Source organism: Thermohalobaculum sediminis (assembly GCF_023487995.1).
GTDB lineage: Bacteria > Pseudomonadota > Alphaproteobacteria > Rhodobacterales > Rhodobacteraceae > Thermohalobaculum > Thermohalobaculum sediminis.
The window spans coordinates 784,912-807,415 of sequence record NZ_JAMFKN010000001.1 but is presented as its reverse complement, the minus strand read 5'-3'; the positions used below and the strand labels follow the sequence as shown (position 1 = coordinate 807,415).

At 67.4% G+C, this 22,504-nt stretch carries 22 protein-coding genes and 5 pseudogenes; 15 read left to right on the top strand and 12 right to left on the bottom strand.

All coding sequences use genetic code 11. The features are described from left to right. Window positions 1-234: 234 nt before the first annotated feature. Window positions 235-546 carry a hypothetical protein gene (locus M1105_RS03880; protein ID WP_249579020.1) on the bottom strand — a complete coding sequence of 104 codons (312 nt, stop codon included), beginning with the start codon at window positions 544-546 and terminating at the stop codon, window positions 235-237. 76 nt (window positions 547-622) lie between these two features. Between M1105_RS03880 and M1105_RS03875 the strand changes: the two genes are divergently transcribed. From M1105_RS03875 to M1105_RS03855, 5 genes and pseudogenes are all read left to right on the top strand, one after another. Next, window positions 623-1,132, top strand: coding sequence for an OmpA family protein (locus M1105_RS03875; protein ID WP_249579019.1), 510 nt, complete (start codon window positions 623-625; stop codon window positions 1,130-1,132). Between the two features lie 384 nt (window positions 1,133-1,516). Continuing rightward, window positions 1,517-1,975 (top strand): hypothetical protein, encoded by a 459-nt coding sequence (locus tag M1105_RS03870; protein WP_249579018.1) that lies wholly within the window; start codon window positions 1,517-1,519, stop codon window positions 1,973-1,975. A 76-nt stretch (window positions 1,976-2,051) separates the two neighbouring features. Then, window positions 2,052-2,649, top strand: a pseudogene (locus M1105_RS03865) (IS6 family transposase); the annotation flags it as partial. A gap of 58 nt (window positions 2,650-2,707) precedes the next feature. Beyond that, window positions 2,708-3,916, top strand: coding sequence for an IS256 family transposase (locus tag M1105_RS03860; RefSeq protein WP_249579017.1), 1,209 nt, complete (start codon window positions 2,708-2,710; stop codon window positions 3,914-3,916). Between the two features lie 33 nt (window positions 3,917-3,949). After that, window positions 3,950-4,069, top strand: a pseudogene (locus tag M1105_RS03855) (IS6 family transposase); the annotation flags it as partial. Window positions 4,070-4,190: 121 nt separating this feature from the next. Here the strand turns inward: M1105_RS03855 and M1105_RS03850 are convergent. Next, window positions 4,191-5,147 carry a homocysteine S-methyltransferase family protein gene (locus tag M1105_RS03850; RefSeq protein WP_249579016.1) on the bottom strand — a complete coding sequence of 319 codons (957 nt, stop codon included), beginning with the start codon at window positions 5,145-5,147 and terminating at the stop codon, window positions 4,191-4,193. Window positions 5,148-5,220: 73 nt separating this feature from the next. Next, window positions 5,221-6,615: an FAD-binding oxidoreductase gene (locus tag M1105_RS03845; RefSeq protein ID WP_249579015.1), complete on the bottom strand. Its 1,395-nt coding sequence runs from the start codon at window positions 6,613-6,615 to the stop codon at window positions 5,221-5,223. A gap of 201 nt (window positions 6,616-6,816) precedes the next feature. Between M1105_RS03845 and M1105_RS03840 the strand changes: the two genes are divergently transcribed. After that, window positions 6,817-7,830, top strand: a complete 1,014-nt coding sequence (locus M1105_RS03840; protein WP_249579014.1) for a GlxA family transcriptional regulator — start codon at window positions 6,817-6,819, stop codon at window positions 7,828-7,830. 430 nt (window positions 7,831-8,260) lie between these two features. Here M1105_RS03840 and M1105_RS03835 read toward each other — a convergent pair whose 3' ends face one another. Then, window positions 8,261-8,473, bottom strand: a complete 213-nt coding sequence (locus M1105_RS03835) for a hypothetical protein (RefSeq protein WP_249579013.1) — start codon at window positions 8,471-8,473, stop codon at window positions 8,261-8,263. On the opposite strand from M1105_RS03835, the pseudogene M1105_RS03830 reads away from it, so the two are divergent. Next, window positions 8,472-8,726, top strand: a pseudogene (locus M1105_RS03830) (helix-turn-helix domain-containing protein); the annotation flags it as partial. The gene M1105_RS03835 and the pseudogene M1105_RS03830 sit on opposite strands and share 2 nt — an antisense overlap. Window positions 8,727-8,798: 72 nt before the next feature. Here the strand turns inward: M1105_RS03830 and M1105_RS03825 are convergent. From M1105_RS03825 to M1105_RS03805, 5 genes and pseudogenes are all read right to left on the bottom strand, one after another. Next, a pseudogene (locus tag M1105_RS03825) lies at window positions 8,799-8,975 on the bottom strand (integrase core domain-containing protein); the annotation flags it as partial. 18 nt (window positions 8,976-8,993) lie between these two features. Continuing rightward, window positions 8,994-9,329: pseudogene (locus M1105_RS03820) on the bottom strand (transposase); the annotation flags it as partial. Window positions 9,330-9,483: 154 nt separating this feature from the next. Continuing rightward, on the bottom strand, window positions 9,484-10,680 hold the full coding sequence (locus M1105_RS03815; protein ID WP_249579012.1) for an MFS transporter: 1,197 nt from the start codon (window positions 10,678-10,680) through the stop codon (window positions 9,484-9,486). A gap of 129 nt (window positions 10,681-10,809) precedes the next feature. After that, a complete protein-coding gene (locus M1105_RS03810) occupies window positions 10,810-11,181 on the bottom strand; it encodes a nuclear transport factor 2 family protein (RefSeq protein ID WP_249579011.1) in 372 nt (123 codons plus the stop codon). Between the two features lie 62 nt (window positions 11,182-11,243). Further along, entirely contained in the window at window positions 11,244-11,858 is a 615-nt protein-coding gene (locus M1105_RS03805) for a glutathione binding-like protein (protein WP_249579010.1), read from the bottom strand. 133 nt (window positions 11,859-11,991) lie between these two features. Between M1105_RS03805 and M1105_RS03800 the strand changes: the two genes are divergently transcribed. Continuing rightward, window positions 11,992-12,456 carry a winged helix-turn-helix transcriptional regulator gene (locus M1105_RS03800; RefSeq protein ID WP_249579009.1) on the top strand — a complete coding sequence of 155 codons (465 nt, stop codon included), beginning with the start codon at window positions 11,992-11,994 and terminating at the stop codon, window positions 12,454-12,456. A 124-nt stretch (window positions 12,457-12,580) separates the two neighbouring features. After that, window positions 12,581-14,074 (top strand): M81 family metallopeptidase, encoded by a 1,494-nt coding sequence (locus tag M1105_RS03795; RefSeq protein WP_249579008.1) that lies wholly within the window; start codon window positions 12,581-12,583, stop codon window positions 14,072-14,074. Window positions 14,075-14,133: 59 nt separating this feature from the next. Here M1105_RS03795 and M1105_RS03790 read toward each other — a convergent pair whose 3' ends face one another. Next, window positions 14,134-14,370: a DUF1127 domain-containing protein gene (locus M1105_RS03790; protein ID WP_249579007.1), complete on the bottom strand. Its 237-nt coding sequence runs from the start codon at window positions 14,368-14,370 to the stop codon at window positions 14,134-14,136. 540 nt (window positions 14,371-14,910) lie between these two features. Between M1105_RS03790 and M1105_RS03785 the strand changes: the two genes are divergently transcribed. Beyond that, window positions 14,911-15,630 carry a helix-turn-helix transcriptional regulator gene (locus M1105_RS03785; protein WP_249579006.1) on the top strand — a complete coding sequence of 240 codons (720 nt, stop codon included), beginning with the start codon at window positions 14,911-14,913 and terminating at the stop codon, window positions 15,628-15,630. Between the two features lie 34 nt (window positions 15,631-15,664). Here the strand turns inward: M1105_RS03785 and M1105_RS03780 are convergent, their stop codons facing one another. Together M1105_RS03780 and M1105_RS03775 are read right to left on the bottom strand one after the other, a co-directional pair. Beyond that, window positions 15,665-16,558, bottom strand: coding sequence for a helix-hairpin-helix domain-containing protein (locus M1105_RS03780; protein WP_249579005.1), 894 nt, complete (start codon window positions 16,556-16,558; stop codon window positions 15,665-15,667). 51 nt (window positions 16,559-16,609) lie between these two features. Further along, window positions 16,610-17,416, bottom strand: a complete 807-nt coding sequence (locus tag M1105_RS03775) for a response regulator transcription factor (RefSeq protein WP_249579004.1) — start codon at window positions 17,414-17,416, stop codon at window positions 16,610-16,612. Between the two features lie 265 nt (window positions 17,417-17,681). Here M1105_RS03775 and M1105_RS03770 point away from each other — a divergent pair, with 265 nt between their 5' ends. The 5 genes from M1105_RS03770 to M1105_RS03750 all read left to right on the top strand — a co-directional run bounded on the left by M1105_RS03770 (window position 17,682) and on the right by M1105_RS03750 (window position 22,429). After that, window positions 17,682-18,713: an ABC transporter ATP-binding protein gene (locus M1105_RS03770; RefSeq protein ID WP_264759496.1), complete on the top strand. Its 1,032-nt coding sequence runs from the start codon at window positions 17,682-17,684 to the stop codon at window positions 18,711-18,713. Window positions 18,714-18,778: 65 nt separating this feature from the next. Next, on the top strand, window positions 18,779-19,936 hold the full coding sequence (locus M1105_RS03765; protein WP_249579002.1) for an ABC transporter substrate-binding protein: 1,158 nt from the start codon (window positions 18,779-18,781) through the stop codon (window positions 19,934-19,936). Between the two features lie 15 nt (window positions 19,937-19,951). Beyond that, window positions 19,952-20,824 carry an ABC transporter permease gene (locus M1105_RS03760; RefSeq protein WP_249579001.1) on the top strand — a complete coding sequence of 291 codons (873 nt, stop codon included), beginning with the start codon at window positions 19,952-19,954 and terminating at the stop codon, window positions 20,822-20,824. Window positions 20,825-20,831: 7 nt separating this feature from the next. After that, complete coding sequence (locus M1105_RS03755) at window positions 20,832-21,671, top strand: ABC transporter permease (RefSeq protein WP_249579000.1); 840 nt, start codon at window positions 20,832-20,834, stop codon at window positions 21,669-21,671. Next, window positions 21,668-22,429, top strand: a complete 762-nt coding sequence (locus M1105_RS03750) for an SDR family NAD(P)-dependent oxidoreductase (RefSeq protein ID WP_249578999.1) — start codon at window positions 21,668-21,670, stop codon at window positions 22,427-22,429. Before M1105_RS03755 ends, M1105_RS03750 begins: the two co-directional genes overlap by 4 nt. Window positions 22,430-22,504: the final 75 nt, after the last annotated feature.

Sequence of the window (22,504 nt, the reverse complement as noted above, 5' to 3'; positions counted from 1 at the left end):
CGGCTACCCTCGACCTACGGCGGGGTCGCCGCGTTTACGTTCCCGCGGAATCCTTAATGAGGAATTAACGCGGGCGAGAGTTCCATCCTATTGAGATGCATTGGCACAACGCCCGCCCAAAGATAAACGTCGCCGCTAATACCCAGCGGCGGCGTTTATGGTCTTGGTTGTGGCGTAACTCTGCGACGTCTCAACGGCCACCGGGAAGATTGGTGCCGTGAGGTGAGACTTTTTCTAATAGACGTTTTGCCCGCCCATGCTCGAAAGCGGATTGAGGCCGGCAGTCAGCGCGCGTCGCAGCTCCATCGCCGCAGGCCACGACTCCCAGCCCGCAGTACCAGCCTCCGTGTAGCGATCTCGGTTGGCCGGATCGTCGGTCACGTCCAGGGGGCTTGTCTCGTGCGGCCCGAGCCCGAGCGCCTCGTGCAACGCGAGGTAATCATGCGCCCGGAAGGCCGCGACGGCCTCGGCAGTTGAGCCGTAGGCCTGAAGCCTCTTCGCGGCCGGCGGGCCGACGTTCGCAGGGGGCCATGAAGAGAATCGCATGGAAAACTGTTTTCCGCGACGCTAGTCTTTCCCGGGGAAGGCGAGTTGGTGGAGTGCTCGACAATTGGAGAACGACATGCTTTCGCTTCGAGGCCGCGGGATTCGAGCCTTCGGAATTGCCCTCGCCGCCACCGCCACACTTGCCCTCGCCGGCTGCGAGGCGCCGGGAAAAGTCGGCGAGACATCGACCTTCGACATCGCAAAGGCTTCGGCAAACGATATCGGCAAGGCGCTGCGGCGCGACGGGAAGGTCGCGATGCGCGGCGTCCTGTTCGAGACCGACAGCGCGCGCCTGAGCGCCGAAGGAAAGGACCTAACGGCCCGCCTCGCACAGGTGCTGGCCGACGACCCCACGCTCAAGGTCGCCGTCGTCGGCCATACCGACAATACCGGCGCCTTTACCTACAACCTCGACCTCTCGCGCCGCCGCGCCGAGGCGATGGTGAACGAAATGATCCGACAGCATGGCATCTCCCAAGACCGTCTCGCCCCCGTGGGCGTCGGGCCGCTCGCCCCGGCAGCTTCCAACGACACGCCCGAGGGGCGCGCCGAGAATCGCCGGGTCGAGGCAGTTCTGATCCGGTAACGCCGCCCCCCCCCAAGCCAGTCCCCCTCTGCCTCGCGCTCCGGTCGAGGGGGGCAAAATCCGCCAGCCCCCGCCTGCGGCCAACTCGGCCGACCATAAGCAGCTGGCATTGACGCCTTAAGGCGCGCCGAATTTCTGCAGCGCCCACGCGCCCGAGCCTGCCCACGGCACGCCGTCGTTCTCTGGGATGAAAACAACGCCCGCGCGGCTGGCCGCAGCAAACACTATACCAATGGCCAACAGCAATAAACGGGAAACGCCTGCAAGGATCTGCGCGAAGAAGCTGGGAAGATCAGCGGGTAGCGATGGCGGCGCTTTCAGGTAGGATCAAGCATCGCATGGCGAGCTGACAGGGTGAGAATTATGCGGTGCGCTATTCTTTCGATGACGGTGGCGGGCGCCCTGTTGTGGGCGACGAGCGCGCAGGCTCAGTGGTTCTCTGGCAGCTTCAGCAGCGAACTGATAAACCCTATAGCAATAGAAATTGACGACCGATCTAAGGATGAATGCTGGACAAATTCAATAGATTTTGCGAATTATATCGCACAGAAATTTAATTATCGCGGAATATCAACTGACAGAGGGGGAGAATATAAATTTTTATTTTATGTAAGTCTGCGAGACATGAATTTTAATAGTGAAATGGAGGCAAAATTTTGCAATGGATTTGTTATGATTAATATATTTAAAGACATGCGGGATGCGAGAGATGCGCTTGAAATAGTTACAATTTCACAGGATTTGTGGCGACTTAATTCTGATAATCCAATCAACGGACAGATATTTAGCATGGTAGATAATTTTTTTGAGAAAATGGATCAGAGAATTAGAGAGAGCAACTAGAGCGGCACGCCCTGCTTCCGGCACTGTCACGGAAAACCGGCTTGAGGCGGGATGACGGCCTCCCTACCCTCTCCGGATGAGCAAATCGAACCCGTTCAAGGGCTCCCAAAGCAGCCCAGAAATCATCCGCCTGGCGGTGATGATGTACGTGAGGTTCCCTCTCTCGCTCAGGAACGTCGAGGACCTGCTGCATGAGCGCGGCGTCGACGTGAGCCACGAGACAATCCGTTTCTGGTAGCATCGGTGCGGACCGATCTTCGCGGCCGAGATCTGGCGCAAGCGCGTCGAGCGGATGCGCACTTTCTCGAACTGGCGCTGGCACATGGACGAGGTGTTCGTGAAGATCAACTGTGAGCGCCACTACCTGTGGCGCGCTGTCGACCATGAAGGCGAGGTTCTCGAGGCCGTCGTCACGAAACGTCGGAACAAGAAGGCGGCATTGAAGTTCCTCAGGAAATTGATGCGCAGATGCGGCCGGCCGGATGAAATCGTCACCGATCGCCTGCCGTCGTGCCGCGCAGCGCGAACTCGGTGGGTCAGATCTGCAGTCGACGGGACGCTGGTTGAACAACCGCGTCGAGAACTCACACCTGCCACCGCGAAGACGGGAACGCGCGATGCTGCGGTTCCGGCGGATGCGAAGTTTGCAGCTCTTCGCCGCCGTCCATGCCTCCGGGGACTGTCGGGATTTTCGTGTGTGGGCGGACATAGTGGGAAAGAGGGAGAGCCCGCATGTCCCGACGCAAACCGCCTGTCATCGCCGACTCGCTGCTTGACCAACTGCTCGATGGTGCCGACGCGAAGTCGGCCTTTGACGCCGACGGCCTGCTCGACCAGCTGAAGAAGGCCTTGGCCGAGCGAGCGCTGAATGCCGAGATGGACCATCACCTGGTCAATGGCGAGCCCGGCAACAGCCGCAACGGCTATGGCCGCAAGACGGTGACGACCGGGACCGGCAAGATCGAGCTGGAGATCCCGCGCGATCTCGCCGGCAGCTTCGACCCGGCGCTGATCGCCAAGTACCAGCGGCGGTTCCCGGGCTTCGACGACAAGATCATCTCGATGTACGCGCGCGGCATGAGCGTGCGCGAGATCGCAGGCCATGTCCGCGAGCTCTACGGCGTCGACGTGTCGCCCGACCTGATCAGCACCGTCACCGATGCGGTTCTGGAGGAACTGGCGGCCTGGCAGGCCCGCCCGCTCGAGGCTGTCTACCCCCTGATCTTCTTCGACGCCCTGCGGGTGAAAATCCGCGATGAGGGCACGGTCCGCAACAAGGCGGTGCATATTGCTCTCGGCGTGCGCGCTGACGGCACGAAGGAAGTCCTCGGCCTCTGGCTCGAGCAGAACGAGGGCGCGAAGTTCTGGCTCAGGGTCATGAACGAGCTGAGAAATCGCGGCGTCGAGGACGTTCTGCTCGCCGTCGTCGACGGCCTGAAGGGCTTTCCCGAGGCGATCGTCGCCGTCTTTCCCGACGCCCTGGTTCAGACTTGCATCGTCCACCTGCTGCGCCACAGCCTCGACTTCGTGTCCTACAAGGACCGCAAGCCCGTCGCCGCCGCGCTGAAGGAGATCTACAAGGCGCTGGACGCCGACGCAGGCGCCGCCGCGCTTGCCGCCTTCGAGGCCGGCGACTGGGGTCGGAAGTACCCCGCCATCGTCCAGAGCTGGCGCCGAGCCTGGCCGGAGGTGATCCCGTTCTACGGCTTCGCCGACGATGTCCGCCGGATCGTCTACACCACGAACTCCATCGAGGCCCTGAACGCCAAGCTGCGCCGCGCCGTTCGCGCCCGGGGCCACTTCCCCAACGACGACGCCGCGACGAAGCTCCTGTTCCTCGTCTTGAACAGGGCCGAGAAAGAGTGGACCATGCCTCCGAGGGAGTGGTCCATGGCCAAGGCCAAGTTCGCCGGCGAGCGCTTCACCAGAGCGATGGCCTGATGTTCAGCCGTCCGCCCGCACACGGAATTCCTGACAGTCCCTGCCTCCGCCTACAACCACTTCAACCAGGAACGCAGCCTCTCAAGCAGGGACATCTTCAAGCTCAATCGCGCCGCCGCACTTGCCGAATGGCGGCAGCTCGGCGCGGCCTGAAGGGCCTTTGCCCCGGCAGAACACAGACTGGTTCGCATTCGTCTGACACCACCATCTAGAGCACTCTTCGCGCCAACCGGTAATGTTAGAAACGGCGGGCCACGCACGGCACTGGGTGGCGCTATACAGTCATGGTCAGTGCTGCCCTCGCCGCTTTCACCTGGCGCGCGATCTCGGCAAGGTGACGATGGTCGGTGCCGCAGCATCCGCCCCAGATGTCCATCCACGGAAAACGCTCGGCGACGCGGCGCATCTGGAGGCCGAGCTCAACGGGGTCGCCATCCTCCAGGTGGCCGAGCTTGCACAGTGCGATCTTGTCCATTGCCGCGGCATTGGGTCGGATACAGCGCAGGCGCTCCCGCCAGGCTCCTGGAGTGAGCGCGGGTTCGAACTCGAGCGGGTGAGAGCAGTTGGTGGAGTGCCAGGCCACACCGCCGGGAACCGCGGTATCGACGCGGGTCACCGCTTCCTGAAGCGACGGACCGGAGTTGAGGCGGCTTTCGCTGTTGAGGCTCCAGGACACGGCGAACGGCAGGCCAAGGGCCTTTGCCGCGCGGGCCATTCCGATCACCTCCGGCACGTTGTTTTGCGTTGCCGCCCAGACAAGATCCACCTTGTCACCTACGGTTTCGAGCTGAACCGCGTGATAGTCCTCGGCCTCGGCTTCCGTGATCGCGCCGCCGGTGCCATAGGCGTCGCCCCGTGGCCCCAGCCCCTCGTTGATGCGAAAGTCGGGCACTTGGTCGGCATAGGATGTGCGCAGCTCCTCGAGGAAATCGATGCCTGCCAGCGTGGCCTCCCGCAATCCGTCGGGGGAGAGGCCCAGTTTGGCGCCCCAGTCCGGACTGGCGCGATAGCCTATCCATCCGAGCAGCAGCCCCGTGCCCTCGGCCGCCGCGACATCACAGACACGTTCGTAGATGCCTTTGACGACAGCGCGTTTGGCCGGATCGGACAGGATCGCGAACGCGGCGAAACAGGGCAGATCGATCCCATGCAAGTAGAGCAACTCGGTTTCGAAGCCGCCCTCGGTGAGGTAGATGAGATCATCCCTGGGCGTGGGGTTGGCAAAGGTCATCGTGGTCTCCCGGTGAAATGGAAAACGGAACCTGATCGGCGGGAGCGCACCCGCCGATAAGGGCCCGGCGTTGTCAGGCGGACGGTGCGATGTTCTGGTTGAAGCGGAAAACGTTGTCGGGATCGTACTTTGCCTTGATCCTCGCCAGACGGTCATAGCTGTCCCCAAAGGCATCGCGGGTAAGCGTGCCGTCCTCGCCGTGACCGGGGAAGTTCAGATAGGCGCGGCCCTGGTGGCCGAAGGGCTCGGCCCGCGACCAGCTATCCCGTGCCCACGCGATGTTGGCCGCGTCGTCGGCGGCGTCGGCCCAGACGCCGTCAGCGGAGTACATCCATCCCATAGAGCGATCGCCGAATGCCGATGCTTCCGCCGGCACGGCCCGGACCGCGCTGCCCATGTTCCACAACGACGAGATCGTGTTGGGCGACGGGGCGCGCGAAGCATTTTCCATGGCCAGATCAATCATCGCGTCCGGCAGGTCGGTAAGGTAGCGCGCCTTCCAGTAGCAGCGCATCTCGCCGAAAGGGGTCTGTGCATCGAAGAGCCGCTGGATATCAGTATAGGCCATCCGGCCCGAGAAATCCGTCACCAGTGGCCCGAGCTCGCGCAAGGGCCTGGCCAGTGCCTCGGCGGCATCGGGCGCGCCGGTGGCGATGCCCACGAGGGCAAACACCTTCTTGCCCCAGGCGTCGCGTGGGAACCCGTCGTCTTCCGGCACCGTGGAGAACTCGCAGATCATCGCGAGGTCCTTGTCGTGCTCGGCAACGTAGTCGCGCCAGGCGCGGATCGGCCCGGGACCGTCTTCCACAGCATAAATCGGCGCGATGAACATGACCTCCGGGCCGACGGGGTGCAGCGCAAACTCGAAGCGCACCACGACGCCGAAATTTCCGCCGCCCCCCTTGAGTGCCCAGAGCAGGTCCGGATTCTGATCGGCGCTGGCACGCACGAGCGTGCCGTCGGCCGTCACGACATCGGCAGCGACGAGGTTGTCGATAGTCAGGCCATGGCGTCCGCGAAGATATCCGAAACCGCCGGATAGAGTGAGGCCGGCCACCCCGGTCTCGGAGATTAGACCACCCGGCGTGGCGAGGCCAAAGGCTTGGGTTTCGCGGTCCACCTCGGCCCAAGTGGCGCCGCCCTCGACGACGGCGATGCGTCGGTCTGGGTCCACATGCACGGCGCGCATCTGCGAGAGATCGATCATGACCCCGGTGTCGCAGGCGCCGTGACCGGCGACGTTGTGCCCGCCACCGCGGATGGCGACGGGCAGGCCCTGCGCGCGGGCGAAGCGCACGGCTTGAATGACGTCCGCCGTCCCGCGGCAGCGTGCGATGACCGTCGGCCGGCGATCGATCATCGCGTTCCACAGCTGCCGTGCCCCGTCGAAGGCGGCGTCACCCTCGGTCAGGACGGTGCCCAAGAAATAAGTCTTGAGGTCCTCGATGCTGATGTGCTGAGCGTCCATTGGAGCCTCCCTGTCCATGGCATATGTCGACCATCGGCGATGAGGCATCGCTAGGACAGTGGCAAATGGGTTGGAAACGTGCCTAAATTGACAAGTGGACGAGCCTAAAGCGACAGAACCGCGCCGAAAATGACAGAACCGACGCATGCTATGGGCCGACGCCCGACGATCCTGTTACTTGCCTCGCCCGAGACGTCGGCCATGGTGCTCTATGGGCTCTACGACGTCCTGACGACCGTCGGCGGGATCTATCCTGAGCTGGTCAAGGGCGCGCCCGAGCGGGAATTGCTCAACGTGCGGATCGTTTCGGCAGATGGCCGGCCGTTCAGTTGCGTCGGCGACATACCCGTGCGCCCCCACGCGGCGCTCGAGGATTTCCGGCGTCCAGGATCCATTCCCGATGCAATCATAGTTTGCGACATGTACGTCGCCGTAACGGCCGTGCCAAAGGGCCGCTATCCTCGCGAATGCGCGTGGCTGCGGGAAATGCATGCCGCCGGCGCACTGCTCTCGTCGGTGTGTTCTGGCGCACTCGTGCTCGCCGATGCAGGTGTTCTAGACGGTCGCGAAGCGACAGCCCACTGGGCCTATCGCGACATGTTCCATAGGTACTATCCGAACGTCACGTTCCGCGACAGCGCGGCACTCTGCCTGAAGGCGGAGGACGCAGGAGTCATCACTGCCGGCGCTGTCAGTGCCTGGCACGACCTCGCCTTCTACCTGATCGCGCGGTACTGCGGCCATCGGCACGCGGTCGACACCGCTAAGGTCTTCCTGATGACGGACCATGTGGAAGGGCAGTCCCCATATGCCGTGATGACCCGTCCGATGGAGGTCAAGGACGCCTTGATTGCTGAATGCCAGGCCTGGATCGCCGAGAACTACGAGGTTGAGAACCCTGTCGAACGGATGGTGGAGCGCTCAGGCCTAGGCGCGCGGACCTTCGCCCGCCGGTTTAAGTCGGTCACCGGCTACAATCCCATCGACTATGTGCAGGCGCTCCGCATCGAGGAAGCGAAGCAAGTGCTGGAGCGCGACCAGCGCCCCATCGACGAGATCGCGGCGGCGGTGGGCTACGAAGACGGGTCTTCGTTTCGGCGGGTGTTCAAGAAACGAGTGGGCCTCACTCCGGCAGCGTACCGCAAAAAGTTCCAAAGCCTTGCGGCGCTGGCCAATAAGTATTCGCTGGAACAGCCAGCATCGAAATCAGGTTGACGGTTGATAGGAGTCATTCGGTCAAGCAGGTACTTAGGCGCGGCCAAGAAGCTCCTCGTCCGCCAGACCGTGATGGGCGTCTGACGTGCGCACAAGAAATGAGCGCCTTCTGGAGCTCTCATTGGTAGGAGTGCCGATTGCCGGATGAGGCACCGAAGCGGACGAAATTGCGAGGTCGGCTTCGTCCGCTGAGCAGGCCTTCGTTTCGAGAGCAGCGAACGGCTGCTCCCCGCCTAAGGGAAGACAACTGCGAGACGGCCCCCCGCACCCCGACCCTCGCCGCGATCGACGGATCGAGTCGAGCGGGCCGACCCCGGCGAGGAACCGCCCACGAAAGAGCCTCGCGCGCGACGGCAGGAACCGTTGGGCTCGAGAACCGGGGGAAACCGCGCCGACACGGAACCTGCGGATGCACCCTGCGCATCGCCACTCACAGCCCTTGCTCCTCCAGCGCGACCTCGAGGGTAGTCGCCGCCTTGCCGATATCGAGCTCCCCCCTGAGCACCGCCGCGGTCATGCAAGGGATCAGGTCCAGGTTCGCACGTTTTAGGGCGGAAGCCCATCTGATTGAATCGAAGGGGATTCCCAAGGGGCGCGTGTTCTGATTCAAGATGTTTGCCGGGAGGAGGAGGCCGGCGGACATGTCGAAGGCTCTTTCTCTCGATCTTCGGGTTCGGGTTCTGGCTGCGGTGGCGGAAGGCGCATCGCACCGGGCGGCGGCGGCTCGGTTCGGTGTCAGCGCGGCGAGCGTGAGCCGCTGGCGGGCGCTGGCGCGGACGAAGGGGGACGCGCGCCCGGGTCCCCTGGGCGGGGATCGCCGCTCGGGCCGGATCGAGGCGCAGGCGCCGCTGATCCTCTCGCTCCTCGAGGCGACGCCGGACGCGACCATCGAGGAGTGTCCGTCGTCAGATGAAATGGGCGTCGTGACGTGATGCGCCTTTGGAGGATCTGGCTCATCTGGTTCAACTCTATGCAGCCTGTCTCTGGTTGAGCAAGGGGCGCTGCTTCAGGGTCTGTTCCTTGATCCTCCTCCTTTCGCTGAGAATGTTGTCGCCGCGGCCGAAGGAGACGTCGGCCGGGGTGAGCTTGCCGAGGCTCTCGTGGTATCGGCGGTGGTTGTAATGCTCGACGAAGGCCTCGATGGCCTGCTCGAGGGCACCCGGGAGATAGTAGTTCTCGAGCGTGAGATCGGCCACCGCCTCCTTCAGAGCAGCGGTCTTGGCGCGCAGCTCCTTCACCTCGGGGCTCGTCGCCTGGCGTGCGGTGTCGCCGGCCAGGCGCCGCTTGCCGGCTTCGAGAAACTCCTTCGACCACGAGTAATACAGGCTCTGAGCAATGCCTTCGCGCCGGCACAGCTCGGCGATGCTCGCCTCGCCCCGCAACCCCTCCAGCACGATCCTGATCTTCTCTTCGGCTGAATGGTGCTTCCGCGTCCTGCCGCGGATGTCCTTCACGACCTGTTCAGCCGTCGCCTTCGGTGTCCCGGATTGCTGTCTCATCTCCACTCCATGGTGGTTACGATGAGCCAGAAACCCTCCCTTACCCAATCACGTCAATTCGGCCCATAGGCGCTGACGGCAGACAGTTCATTCGGCGCGGCTTGCCGTTCGGGCTACGCTGCGGCTTGCCTCCGCCGGCTCAGCCAATCGCGCCTCACCTCTCCTCCGGCGGCTTCACATCGCGAAACTGGAGCAGCAGCAGGAGGTCATAGGTGATCTTGAGGACACCGCAGATCAGCAGTGGCAGGGCCTGGTGGCCTGCGGCGAAGAGGGCGCCCGCAAGCGCGGGGCTCGCCGCTGCCGCAAGGCTGCGGGGCACCGAGGTGAAGCTCGCCGCCGCCGGCCGCTCCGCCTCGGTCACGACGGCCATCACGTAGGACGCCCGCGTCGGCACGTCCATCTGCGACAGCGCGGCACGCAGGAGCAGCAGCGCCAGCGCCACCGGCAGCGTGGGTGCCACGGCGGCCAGCATCAGCGCGGCGCTCGACGGGATATGCGTGAAGACCATGGTGTTGACCAGCCCGATCCGGCGCGACAGCCAGGCGGCGACCGGGAACGAGAAGGCCGAGAGGACGCCAGAGGCGAAGAAGAACGCGCCCGCCGCCGGCAGCGACATCCCGAACCGCTCGAACAGCCACAGCACGAGCAGCGACTGCACGACGAAGCCCCCTGCGAAGGCGTCGAGGCTGAAAAGCGCGGCAAGCCGGAAGACGATGCGGCGCGACGGGCCCAGCACGGATGCCTCGCCCGACGGCGATCTCGGCGCGCGGCGCGGGAGGCGGAAATAGAGCAGACCGCCTGCCGCGCCCAGCAGCGCATAGAGCACGAACATGAGCCGCAATGCGCTCAGCCGGTCGAGGCCCAGATGGGCCATCGCCTCGGGCAGTCCGGCCGCGAAGGCGCCGGCGGCCGCGGCGAGCGCGCCGACCAGGCTGTAGCGCGCGAACATCCGCGTGCGTTCGGCATCACCGGCCTCCCGTGCCAGCGCCGCATGCTCGATCGGCACGAACAGGCTGACGCTGCCCGCCGACGGGTTGATCGTGCCGACGAAGGCGATGACGAGGAGCGCGGCGTAGTCGCTGGACGCCGAGAAGGCAAGACCGGTCGCCACCATCAGGCCCGCCGCAAAGACAAGGAGCAGGCGCCGGTCGCATCGGGCGCCAAGCATCCCGATCCCGATGGTCATGAGCGCGGAGCCAAGGAGCGACACGGTCGCGACGACGCCGACCTCGACGGGCGTCCATCCGAGCGTCAGGAGATAGACCGGCAGCAGCACCGCCACGAAGCCGTCGCCAAAATCGCGAAGCGCGCGTGCGCCGAACAGACAGGCCGTCGGTGGGAGTCTCGACATCTGGCGCGCCCCGGCCTTGAGAGAGAAGCGTCGTGACGCTGGCAGGATTCGATCGACCGCGGAAGGGCAATCGCATCGCTCCGCAAGGGCCTTCCGATCACGCGCTCTTGGCCACGTGGCGCCGCTCGCTCAGGGCCGGGTGAGATCGTAGTGAAAGACCTTGGCGATGATGCGCCACCCGTCGGCGGTCGCGATGAAGCTCAGGAAATCGGTGAAGTATCTCGGCCCGATGGCGCAGCGCGCCTGCACCAGCGCCGTTCTCGACCCAGCGAAGGTGATCGAGACGATCTCGTCGCGCCGGAGCTCGGCCCTCGTCGCGGGCGCCTCCCGCGCCGCGACGAGGGCGAAGTAGCCCGGCATGTCGAGATGGACGAGGTCCTCCGGGTCCGTGGCGCAGACGTAGCGCGCCAGGGGGTGGAACACCTGCCGCAGGCGCGCCACGTCGCCGTGATAGAGCCCGTCGAAATAGAGCGCCATCTGCGCTTCGATCCCGGATCGCATGTCTGTCGCACCGCGCCGCGTTGGACGTGGCGAAGCCGGTCCGGCTTCGCCCTCCCGCCCGGTCATGCCGCAAGGCCTTCCCGTGCGAGCACCTCGCGCACATGCGGCCGCCGGGCCACGCGCGCCACGTAGTCGCGCACGCGCGGATGCTGCGCGAGGTCGAAGCCGATCAGCCCCGCCCATGAGGCGACCACGAAGGTGTAGGCGTCGGCGACGGTGAAGCTCTCGCCCATGACATGGGCCCGCCCGTCCGAGAGCCGCGCCTCGAGGGCATCGAAGCGCTTGCCCAGCTTGGCGAGCGCCTGCGCGCGCAGGGCGCCCTCGGGTTTGACCGGCGCGAAGAAGGGGCCGAACGACTTGTGGAGTTCCGAGGCCGTGAAGTTCAGCTGCTCCTGCAGCCGGACGCGCTCGAACGTGCCGTTCGCGGGTGCGAGGCCCGCCTCGGGCCTGAGATCGGCGACGAACTGCAGGATCGCGGGCGCCTCGAGCAGCACTTCGCCGCCGTCGAGCTCGAGCGCCGGAACATAGCCCAGCGGGTTGATCCGGGCGTAGTCGCCGCCATCCTCGGTGGTCCTGGCCGCGAGATCGACGCGCACGATGTCGTGCTCGACGCCCGCCTCGTGAAGGGCGATGTGCACCGACTGCGAGCACGTTCCGGGGCTGTAATAGAGCTTCATGGGATCCTTCCTCTGGCCCGACCGGCTGTCCCGATCGTCGCCGGGAACCCTGCCGATGGCGGTATCCTTTGTAAACCTGCTTTTCATGTGATACCGAATTCCGGAGTTTCCACGAGGTAACCAGCCTTTCCCCATGCCCCTGAAGGTCCGCAAGAATCAGAGCCCGCCCCCGCCCGAGCAGTGCCCCCTGCTGGAATGCATGGCGATCATCGGCGGGGCGTGGACGCCGAACATCCTCTGGTATCTGCGGGGCGGCCCGAGGCGGTTCAGCGAGTTGCGCACGGACATCCCGCGGATCTCGCCCAAGGTGCTCACGACGCGCCTGCGCGAGCTCGAGGACTGCGGCGTGGTCGAGCGCCGCGTGATGCCGACCTCGCCGCCGTCGGTCGAGTACAGCCTGAACGATCTCGGCAGGCGTCTCGTGCCCGCCATCGAGGCGATCGCCGCGGTCGGCGAGGAATTGAAGGCCCGCCAGGGGGCTGTGCCGGAGGGCGGCGGACGGCCGAAGCATTTCCGGGCGCCTGTGTCGACCTCCGCGGCCAAGGATGCGGCCCCGGGCCCGCAAACCGCGCGCGACGAGGCGGGGCAGAGGGGCTGAGCCCGGCGTCGAAGCGCATCGCCCGGCGCGCCCCGTTGACCGGCGCGAGTCCGGCTGCATAGGCTGGCAGTGTGGCAATGCCGCCGGGGGGCGGCTCGCGGCCGCGCGTGGGCGGGAGGGCGAGGTGGCGGGCGAGGTCCGGTTCGCGGTCGGGCGTCTGTGGTACGAGGGGAACAGCTTCAACCCGATCCCGGCGCGGCTCGACGCCTTTCGCGCCCGCGAGTGGGCGAAGGGCCCCGAGGCCCTCGCGCGCTGCGCAGACACGGCCACCGAGCTTGGCGCCGTTGCCGAGTTCCTGCGCGAGCGGCCGCGCTGGCGGGCCGAGGTCCTGCGCTGCACCTCGGCGCCGCCCGGCGGGCCGGTTCTGCAGGCCGATCTCGAGGTCATCTGCGACGAGATCGTGGGCGGCCTTGCGGGCCGCGACTGGGACGCGGTCTATCTCTCGCTCCACGGCGCGCTGATCGGGACCGGGGATCTCGCCCCCGACCGGACGCTGCTCGCGCGGATGCGCGCCGCCCTGGGCCCCGATGTGCCGCTGGCCGTGAGCTTCGACATGCATGGCTGCCTCGCGCCCGGCATCGCCGACAGCGTGCAGATCCTGACCGGCTACCGGACCTATCCCCATGTCGACATGTTCGCGACGGCGATGCGCGCGCTCATGCTTCTCGAGCGTGCCGTGGCGGGCGAGATCAGGCCGCGGGTCACGCTCGCGCCGGTGCCGATGTTGCCGGCGAGCCATCTCATGCGCACCGATGCGGGCCCGATGGCGGAGCTTGTGGCGCTGGCGGCGGAGGAGGAGCGCGCGCCGGGCATCCATGACGTGACCGTGTTCGGCGGCTTCGCCTATGCCGACACGCCGAACGCGCATGCCACGGTCGCGATCTGCCACGAGGCCGGGGCCGACGCGGGCGCGATCGCCCGGCGGCTCGCCGACGCGGTGCTTGCAAGGCGCGAGCGGTTCCGCCCGGACCTTCCCGACGCCGCGGGCGGCATCGGCGCGGCGCTTCGGGCGATTGCCGCGGGCGCGCGCTGGCCCGTCGCGGTGGTCGAGCCTGCGGACAACCCGCTCTCGGGCGGAATCGGCGACACGACCGCGCTGCTGCGGGCCTGGCTTGACGCAGGGAGCGCGCTTCCGGCGGTGTTCTGCTTCTTCCACGACCCCGCGCTGGTTGCCCGTGCGCACGCGGCGGGCGAAGGGGCGGCCATCGACTGCATGCTGGGCGGCCGGGTGGCGCCCGAATTCGGCCCGCCCATCCCCTTCCGTGGCCGCGTTGCCCGGCTGACCGCGGGCCGCTTCGTCAACACCGGGCCGATGGAGCGCGGCATGGCGGTCGATCTCGGCCGCACCGCGGTGCTGGAGGATGGCCCCCTGAAGGTGGTCATCGCCGAGACCTGCCAGAGCGCGAACGATCCCGGCTGGTGCGACCTGCACGGCATCGATCCCGCCTCGGTCGCGGTGTTCATGGCCAAGGCGAAAAACCACTTCCACGCGGCCTTCGGACCGCTTTGTGGCGCCATCGTCGCGGTGGACACGCCGGGGCCCGCGCCCGCGGACCTGCGGCGGCTTGACTATGTCCACGTGCCGCGCAGCTTCCTGCTGCCTGATGACGCTGGTTGAGACGAGGCACGCGCGCCCGCCGGTCGGGAGCGCGCGCCCCGCGGTCGTGGTGCAGGGCATCAGTTCCGGCGCCGGGGATGCCCGGACCGGCCGCGCGCCACGGCCTCGATCTCGCCGCGTGCGACGCCGATGTCGTGCAGGGCGTGATCGCTCAAGCCCTGCAGCATCCGGATCGTCCTGCGGACCCGCCGCGCCTCGTCGATCGCGACGAAGGCGGCGCGCAAGCCCGCCGCCGCGCGGACCAGCGCGCGGGTGCCGGCGAGGGGCAGGGAGGGAATCGGTGCAGGCCTGGTCATGTCGGTCTTCCTTCTGTCGGGGTGGCGGCGGATCGGTGGCGCCGCGTCGGATGCATCATCCGCGATGCCTGCTGACAGCCTTGTGGCAGCAGCGCCGCGTCCCTCCTGACAGCGTGCTGTCAGCAGCCTTCCGGCGGGATCGGCGGCGGGTCCTCGCCGTCCTGCGCAGTGAGCCCGAAAAGGCCTTTTCCCCCGCGGGTTTCCCGCGCCCCGGGCCGTCCGGCGGCACGTCATGCGCGCCAGGCCGGTTCCTTGAATTTCGCGGTGAAACGCGGTTGGATAGGTCGTCCGGTCGCCTTGGGACGAAAGCCCGGAGTGTCAGCTCATGGAAACCAGTGCCCGGATCGGCTGCTCCCTGGGGCGCAACGACGCTCCGGCTCCGACCGTCCACAGGGCGGGAGAAGCACGGGGCGCGTTCGGCTCCGCGGCGGCCTGCGGGGAGATCGGCCTCGCGGCCGCCCTGTCGAACACCCGCCCCTGGTGACGCTACCGCCGGCGGGCGCGTCGGGCGCGCGACCGTCACGGCTTGGAGGAGGTGCGATGCGCCGCGCCGACCGGCTTTTCGAGATCATCCAGCTCATGCGCCGCAAGCCGACGATCCGCGCCCGCGATCTCGGCGAGGCGCTGGAGGTGTCCGAGCGCACGATCTACCGCGACATCCGCGACCTGATGGCCAGCGGCGTGCCGATCGAGGGCGAGGCCGGGGTCGGCTATGTCCTCAGGCCCGGCTACGACCTGCCGCCCCTGATGTTCGCCGAGCAGGAGATCGAGGCGCTGGTGCTCGGCGCGCGCATCGTCGAGAGCTGGGGCGACGCCGAGCTTGCCGAGGCCGCCGGTAACGCCATCGCAAGGATCGAGGCGGCGATCCCCGAGCGCCTGCGCAACTACATGGAGGGCACCGCGCTCCTCGCCCCCTCGTCCTGGCACATGGAGCCGGTCGAGTTCGACCTCGCCGAGCTGCGCCGGGCCCTGCGCCACCAGATCAAGGTGCATTTCGGCTATCGCGACGTGATCGGCCAGGCCAGCCAGCGCACCGTGCGGCCGCTGTCGCTCGCCTTCTTCGGCCCGGTCTGGATCCTCGCCGCGTGGTGCGAGTTGCGGGACGATTTCCGCACTTTCCGGCTGGACCGGATCACGGACTTCTCGGTCACCGGCGATCGCTTTCGGGCCGAGCGCGGCAAGACCCTGCACGACTTCCTGAAACGGCCCGACACCTGGACCCGCAGCTCGCTCAGCGCCGCCAGCGAGCCGGGACACTGACCGCCGCCGCGCAGGTCGCGCGGGCGGCGCGGCGCTATCCCGCGAGGTAATGCCGCCGGCACTCGGCCTCCCGCCCGCGCACGACGCGCTGTCCCTCCAGTGGGCCGCGCGTCTCGGTGACGACGGTCCGCTGCCCCTCGGCTCCGCCGTCGCGGCTGAAATAGATCACCACCCAGTCGCGCGTCCGGCCAAGCTGGTGGGCGAGCGCGGTGTTCGAGAAGAGCGCCGTGAAGGACCACCCGTCGCGCTCGTCATGCATCACCGGCAGCCAGGCCTCGCCCTCGGGGTTGAAGCGCTTCGGTGCGATCCGCCGCAGGCGCCCCTCGGCGGCGCGCCGCCGGTAGTCGGCATCGACCGCCAGCACTTGCGCGACGGGCGGCTCGCCGTGATCCTCGGGCGACTTGCGGCGGCGTCTGGCCAGCGTGGCGCCGAGCGATGCGCGGATCGAGGCCGCGCGGCGCGGCCCGATCCCCGGAACCGTCTCGAGCCGCCCGTCATGCGCCGCGATCTCGAGGGCCTCGAGCGTGTCGACATGCAGCTGGTCGTGGATGCGCTTCGCAAGGTCGGGGCCGATGCCGGACAGAACGCGGAACAGCTCCTCCGGCTCGCTCTCGCCGCGCAGGCGTTCGAGCTGCGCCCACCGGCCCGTCTCGACCATCTCGTCGATCGCGCGCGCAAGGCTCGCGCCGATGCCCGGCAGCGCGACGAGGCCGTCGAGGCCCCGCTCCGCAAGGATGGCCGCGGGGTCGCGGTCCAGCCCCCGCAGGGTTCCGGCGGCCCGCCGGTAGGCCATGACGCGAAAGCGGTTGGCGTCCTGTGCCTCGAGGAGATCGGCGGCTTCCTCCAGCCGGTCGGCGATCTGGTCGGCCGCGAGCCCCGCGCGCGGCGCGGTCGAGGGGTGCGGGCATTCGTGGGCCGGCTCGGTCATCGCGCGATCATGCCACCGCCCGGGCAGGATTTCACCCCACGCGGCCCGGTCTCAGCGCTCGCCGCTCAGGCCCGAGATGAACAGCGAGAACAGGTTGGCCTGCGAGGAGATGCCAAGCTTGGCATAGATGTTGCGCCGGTGGATCTTGACCGTCCCCGGCGCGATGTCGAGCACGCGGGCGATCGACTCGGACGAGTGGCCGCGCAGCACCAGGCTCACCACCTCGGACTCGCGCGGGGTCAGGACCGAGCGGCCGAAGTTGCGGAACGCGTCGTCCAGATAACGCCCGAGGATGTCGCTCTTGCGCGCGTCCTCGCCGCCCTCGAAGCGGCTTGCGAGGCTCTCCCAGTTGGCGGCGGCGGCGGCCAGCACGAAGGGCTCGACCTCGCGCAGCCGGCGCATCTCGCGCTCGCTGAAGGCGGGACGATTGCCCGCCCGCATCAGCGAGATGACCACGCGGACCTCCGAGGGCAGGGCGACGATGAAGCCGATCTCCTCGGCAAGCCCCGTGCTCACGTAATACGAGCGGAAGTATTCGCTCTGATAGAACCGGTCCGGCGCCAGCTCGCGGATCCGGTAGAGCCCCGGCGCAACCCTGTTGCGGCAGGCCTGGAAGAAGGGGTCGAGCAGATAGGGCCCGTCCTGGTAGATGGAGACGAACACCTCGCGCCGCTTCATGCCGAAATTGTCGAAGAGGTCGAGCGGCCGGGCGTCGCCGCGATAGGCGAACATCACCGAGTGGTCGAACGCGACCAGTGTGCCCAGCGCCTCGACGAGGCGGGGCGCGAAGTCGGGCGTCCTCAGCGCCGCGACCACCCGCCCGGTCCCCTCGTGCCATTCGCGCGCCTGCGCCGTCATCGCCACCGTCCGTCCCGCTCGGTCGCCCTGCGCGGCAAGCCTGCGACGGGGCGGCGCGCCGGGAAATACTCCTCCGGAGGTATATCAATGCGAAACCGTTTCTGGGAGCATCACTGGCCGCGGGGGATATAGACCCCGCTTCACGCATTCGATGGGGCAGACCGGGGAACGGGGCATAGACGTGCAGACGCAGGCCACGTCCGACTTCGATATCGAATTCCGCGGCGTGACCAAGCGTTTCGGTGCGGTCACCGCCGTGCAGTCGATGGACCTGCAAGTGGCCCGCGGCGGGTTCTTCAGCTTCCTCGGCCCCTCGGGCTGCGGCAAGACCACCTCGCTCAGGATGATCGCGGGCTTCGAGCAGCCGAGCGAGGGCGACGTGCTGATCGAGGGGCGCTCGGTCGTCGGCACGCCCGCGCACCGGCGCCCGGTCAACATGGTGTTCCAGCACTACGCGCTGTTCCCGCATCTCGACGTCTTCGACAACGTGGCATACGGGCTGCGGCAGCGCCGGCCGCGGCCCGACCGCGACACGATCCGCCGGCAGGTCGGCGAGGCGCTCGAGCTCGTGCGGCTCTCGGGGTTCGAGGGGCGCCGCAGCTGGGAGCTCTCGGGCGGGCAGCAGCAGCGCGTGGCGCTGGCCCGCGCGCTGGTCAACCGGCCCACGGTGCTGCTGCTGGACGAGCCGCTGGCGGCGCTGGACCGCAAGCTCAGGCGCGACATGCAGATCGAGCTCCAGACCCTGCAGCGCGATGTCGGCATCACCTTCGTGCTGGTGACGCACGACCAGGAGGAGGCCCTGTCGATGTCCGACACCATCTGCATCATGCGCGACGGGCGCATCGTGCAGATGGGCGGCGCGCGCGAGCTCTACGACGAGCCGGCGAACGCCTATGTCGCCGATTTCGTCGGCAAGTCGAATTTCATCGCCGGCACCGCGCGCGCCGGGGGCGGCCTGCGCGACCCGCATGGCCGCGGCTTCGGCGGGCGCCGCCCGGCGGGCGGCCGGGCGCTGGGCGAGGGCGAGAAGGCCGTGCTGGCGGTGCGGCCCGAGACCGTCGCCATCCTGCCCGACGGCGCTGCCTCCGGCGGCTTCGACGTTGCGCTGGCCGGGCGGATCCGTAACCGGATCTTCCTCGGCGAGCACACCGAATATCTGGTCGCCGTCGAGGGTATCGGCGACATGCTCGCACTGGTCCCGAAGCTCGCCGAGGAAGAGCGTGGCAGCTTCGGGGAAGGTCAGGCGGTCACCATCGCCTGGAACGACCGGTCGGCTCTCGTGCTGGGGGACGACTGAGGGCCGGGGCGCGCGCGCGCCTGCGGGCCGGACGTGGAGAGATCAGGAACAGGGAGATCCACACGATGACGAGGAAGTTTCCGGATCCGATCGGCGCGGACGAGTTCCTCCGCCAGCTTCGCCGCTACCAGAAGGGCTCGGTCAGCCGCCGCCATTTCCTGGGGGTGACCGGCCTCGGGCTCGCGACTGCCGTGATGGCGAGCGCGGTGCCCGGCCTGCGCGGCAGGGCCTGGGCACAGGGCAAGATCGGCGACCGCGTCTCGGTCGCCACCTGGCCCAACTACTTCAACCCCGACAACTACGCGAAGTTCACCGAGATGACGGGCGCCGAGGTGCAGGTCAGCGTCTTCGGCTCGAACGAGGAGATGCTGGCCAAGCTTCAGGCGGGCGGCACCGGCTGGGACGTGTTCGTGCCCACGAACTACACGATCACCACCTATGTCGATCTCGACCTGATCCAGCCGCTGGACCTTTCGCGCATCCCGAACTTCGTGGAGAGCGCCTACGAGGCGCGGTTCATCGAGCCGGGCTCGGTCAACGGCCAGGTCTATGCCGTGCCGAAGAACTGGGGCACCACCGGCTTCGTGGTGAACCGCGACAAGCTCAAGATGCCGCTCGACACCTGGAAGGCGTTCTGGGACGTGACCCGCGCCGAGGCGTCGGGCCGGGTGATGGTGCATGACTACCAGCTCACCACCATCGGCAACGCGTTGAAGTATTTTGGCTATTCCTTCAATTCCGTTGACCCGAAGGAGCTGGCCGAGGCCGAGAAGCTGCTGATCGAGTCGAAGCCGCATCTCTTTGCCATCAACTCGGACTACCAGCCCTCGATGCGCTCGACGGACGCGTGGATGTCGATCGCATGGACCGGCGACGGGCTGCAGCTCAACCGCGACATGCCCGAGATCGACTACGTGCTGGGCAAGGAAGGCGGCGAGCTCTGGAGCGACTTCTACGCCATCCCCAAGGAAGCCCCGCATCTCGACGCGGCTTATGCCTTCATCGACTTCCTGCTCGACCCCGAGGTGAACGCCCGCGAGGTCGAGGCGCATGGCTACCCGGTGCCCGACACCCGCACCACCGCGCTCCTGCCCGCCGAGATGACGTCGAACCCCATCATGTATCCGGCGAAGGAGTTGCTCGACCCGCTCGAGTTCGGCGCGGCGGTGACGCTGACCGACCCGCTCAGGGCCGAGATCATGGCCCGCTTCAAGGCGGCCTGACGGGGGGCGGGGGCGATGGCGGACGGCACGGCGATCGAGCGGCGCCAGAGCCGGGTGACAGCGATGCTGCTGTTGCCCACCACGCTCTGGTTCCTCTTGCTCCTCGTCATGCCGCTGGCCGTCGTCCTCGTCTTCAGCTTCGGCGAGCGGGCGCCCGCGGGCGGCTATGAGGCCGCCTTCACGCTCGAGCAATACGCCAACCTGCCGGCGCGGCTCACCGCCTTCACCAACACGCTGACGCTGGCGCCGCTGGGCACGGCTCTCTGCGTCATCATCGCCTATCCGCTGGCTTACTACCTCGCGGTCAGGGCGGGCGCGCGGGTCAAGCTGATGCTGCTGGTGCTGGTGATCGTGCCGTTCTGGACGAGCTTCCTGATCCGCACCTATGCGTGGATCTACATCCTGGGCGGGCGCGGCATCCCGCGCCTTTTGGACATGGTGGGCATCGAGGATCTGCGGCTGATCAACACGCCCACCGCCGTCCTGATCGGCATCGTCTACGGCTATCTGCCGCTGATGGTGTTCCCGATCTATGTGAGCCTCGAGAAGCTCGACAAGCGGCTGCTCGAAGCCTCGGACGATCTCGGTGCCACGCCCTTGCGGACCTTCCTGCAGGTGACGCTGCCGCTGTCGATGCCGGGGCTGGTGACCGGCTCGCTGCTCGTGTTCATCCTGTTGATGGGCGAATACCTGATCCCGGCGCTGCTGGGCGGGGGCAAGGTGTTCTTCGTCGGCAACGCGCTGGTCGACCTGTTCCTGCAATCGCGCAACTGGCCGTTCGGCTCGGCCGTGGCCATCGCCCTCGTCGTCATCATGCTGGTCGCCATCGCGGCCTATCTCGCGCTCGTGGGCCGCGAGCGCACGCGCAGCGACGCGTCGCTGATCTGAGGGAGAGATGCGCCTCTACGCCGCCTTCATCTACCTCTTCCTCTACGCGCCAATCGCGCTGATCGTGCTGTTCAGCTTCAATGCCGGGCGCCATGCGGCCAGCTTCGAGTGCTGCTCGACCGCCTGGTATCCGCGGACCTTCCAGAACACGTTTCTCATCGAGGCGCTGACCAACAGCCTGATCGTCGCGGGCACGGTTGCCACGCTGGCGACCGTGATGGGCACCATGGCGGCGCTGGCGCTGCAACGGGTGCGCGGGCCGGTGCGCGTGGCGTTCGACGTGCTCACCTACATCGCGATCATCATCCCTGGCATCGTTATCGGCATCGCCACGCTGGTGGCGCTGGTCGCGGCCTTCGATGCGCTGAACCCGCTGATCGCCGCGCTCTGGCCCGGCGGGCCCGAGGGCGCGCCGCGGCTCAACCTTGGCTATGGCTCGGTGATCGCGGCGCACACGCTGTTCACCATGGCGCTGGTCATCGTGATCGTGCGCGCACGCATCCAGGGCATGGACCAGTCGCTGATCGAGGCCTCGGCCGATCTCTACGCCACGCCCTGGGGCACCTTCCGGCAGGTGACCTTCCCGCAGATCCTGCCCGCGGTGCTGGCGGGGTTCCTGCTCTCGTTCACCTTCAGCTTCGACGACTTCATCATCGCCTTCTTCGTCGCGGGCTCGAAGACGACGCTGCCGATCTACATCTTTTCGTCGATCCGGCGCGGCATCACGCCCGAGACGAACGTGATCGCGACGGTGGTCCTTGGCTTCTCGCTGACGCTCCTGATCGCGGCGCAGGTGCTGATGCGCCGCCGCGCCCGCGGCGCGGGCGGCGGGGGTGCCGCGCCATGATCCTTGCGAGACGCGTCGCCATCGTGACCGGGGCGGGATCGGGCATCGGCCGGGCAGGGGCGCTAAAGCTCGCGGGCGAGGGGGCTGCGGTGGTGACCGCCGACCGCGACGCCGCTTCGGGCGAGGCGACGGCGGCGGCGATCCGCGCGGCCGGCGGCGTGGCCGAACCCATTGCCACCGACTGCGCCGACGATGCGCAGATCGAGGCGCTGGTCGCGCAGGCCGCAGCCCGCTTCGGCCGGATCGACATCCTCCACAGCCATGCCGGCATCCAGGTGGAAGGCACGCTCGAGCAGGTCGCGCCCCAGGGGATGGACGCCTCGTGGCGGCTCAACGTGCGCTCGCATTTCACCGCCGCGCGTGCCGTGCTGCCGCACATGCGCCGGCAAGGCGGTGGCTCGGTGATCGTGACCTCGTCTAACTCGGGCGTCTTCTACGACCGCGAGATGATCGCCTACGCCACCACCAAGCACGCGGTGGTCGCGATGGTGCGGCAGATGGCGCTGGACTATGCGCGCGAGGGCATCCGCTTCAACGCGCTCTGCCCGGGCTGGGTGGACACCCCCTTCAACGCCCCCTTCATGCGCCAGATGGGCGGGCGCGCGGCGCTCGAGGCCCATGTGCGAGACAGGATCCCGATGGGCCGATGGGCCACGGCGGACGAGATCGCCGAGGCGATCCTGTTCCTCGCCTCGGACCGCTCGTCCTTCATGACCGGCCACGCGCTGGTGATCGACGGGGGCGAGTGCATCGCCTGATCCCGGCGCGGCTTGCTGCGCGGCGCGCGCGATGGAATAGACCGGCGCGCCGGCACGTTGACGGCATGAAAAACC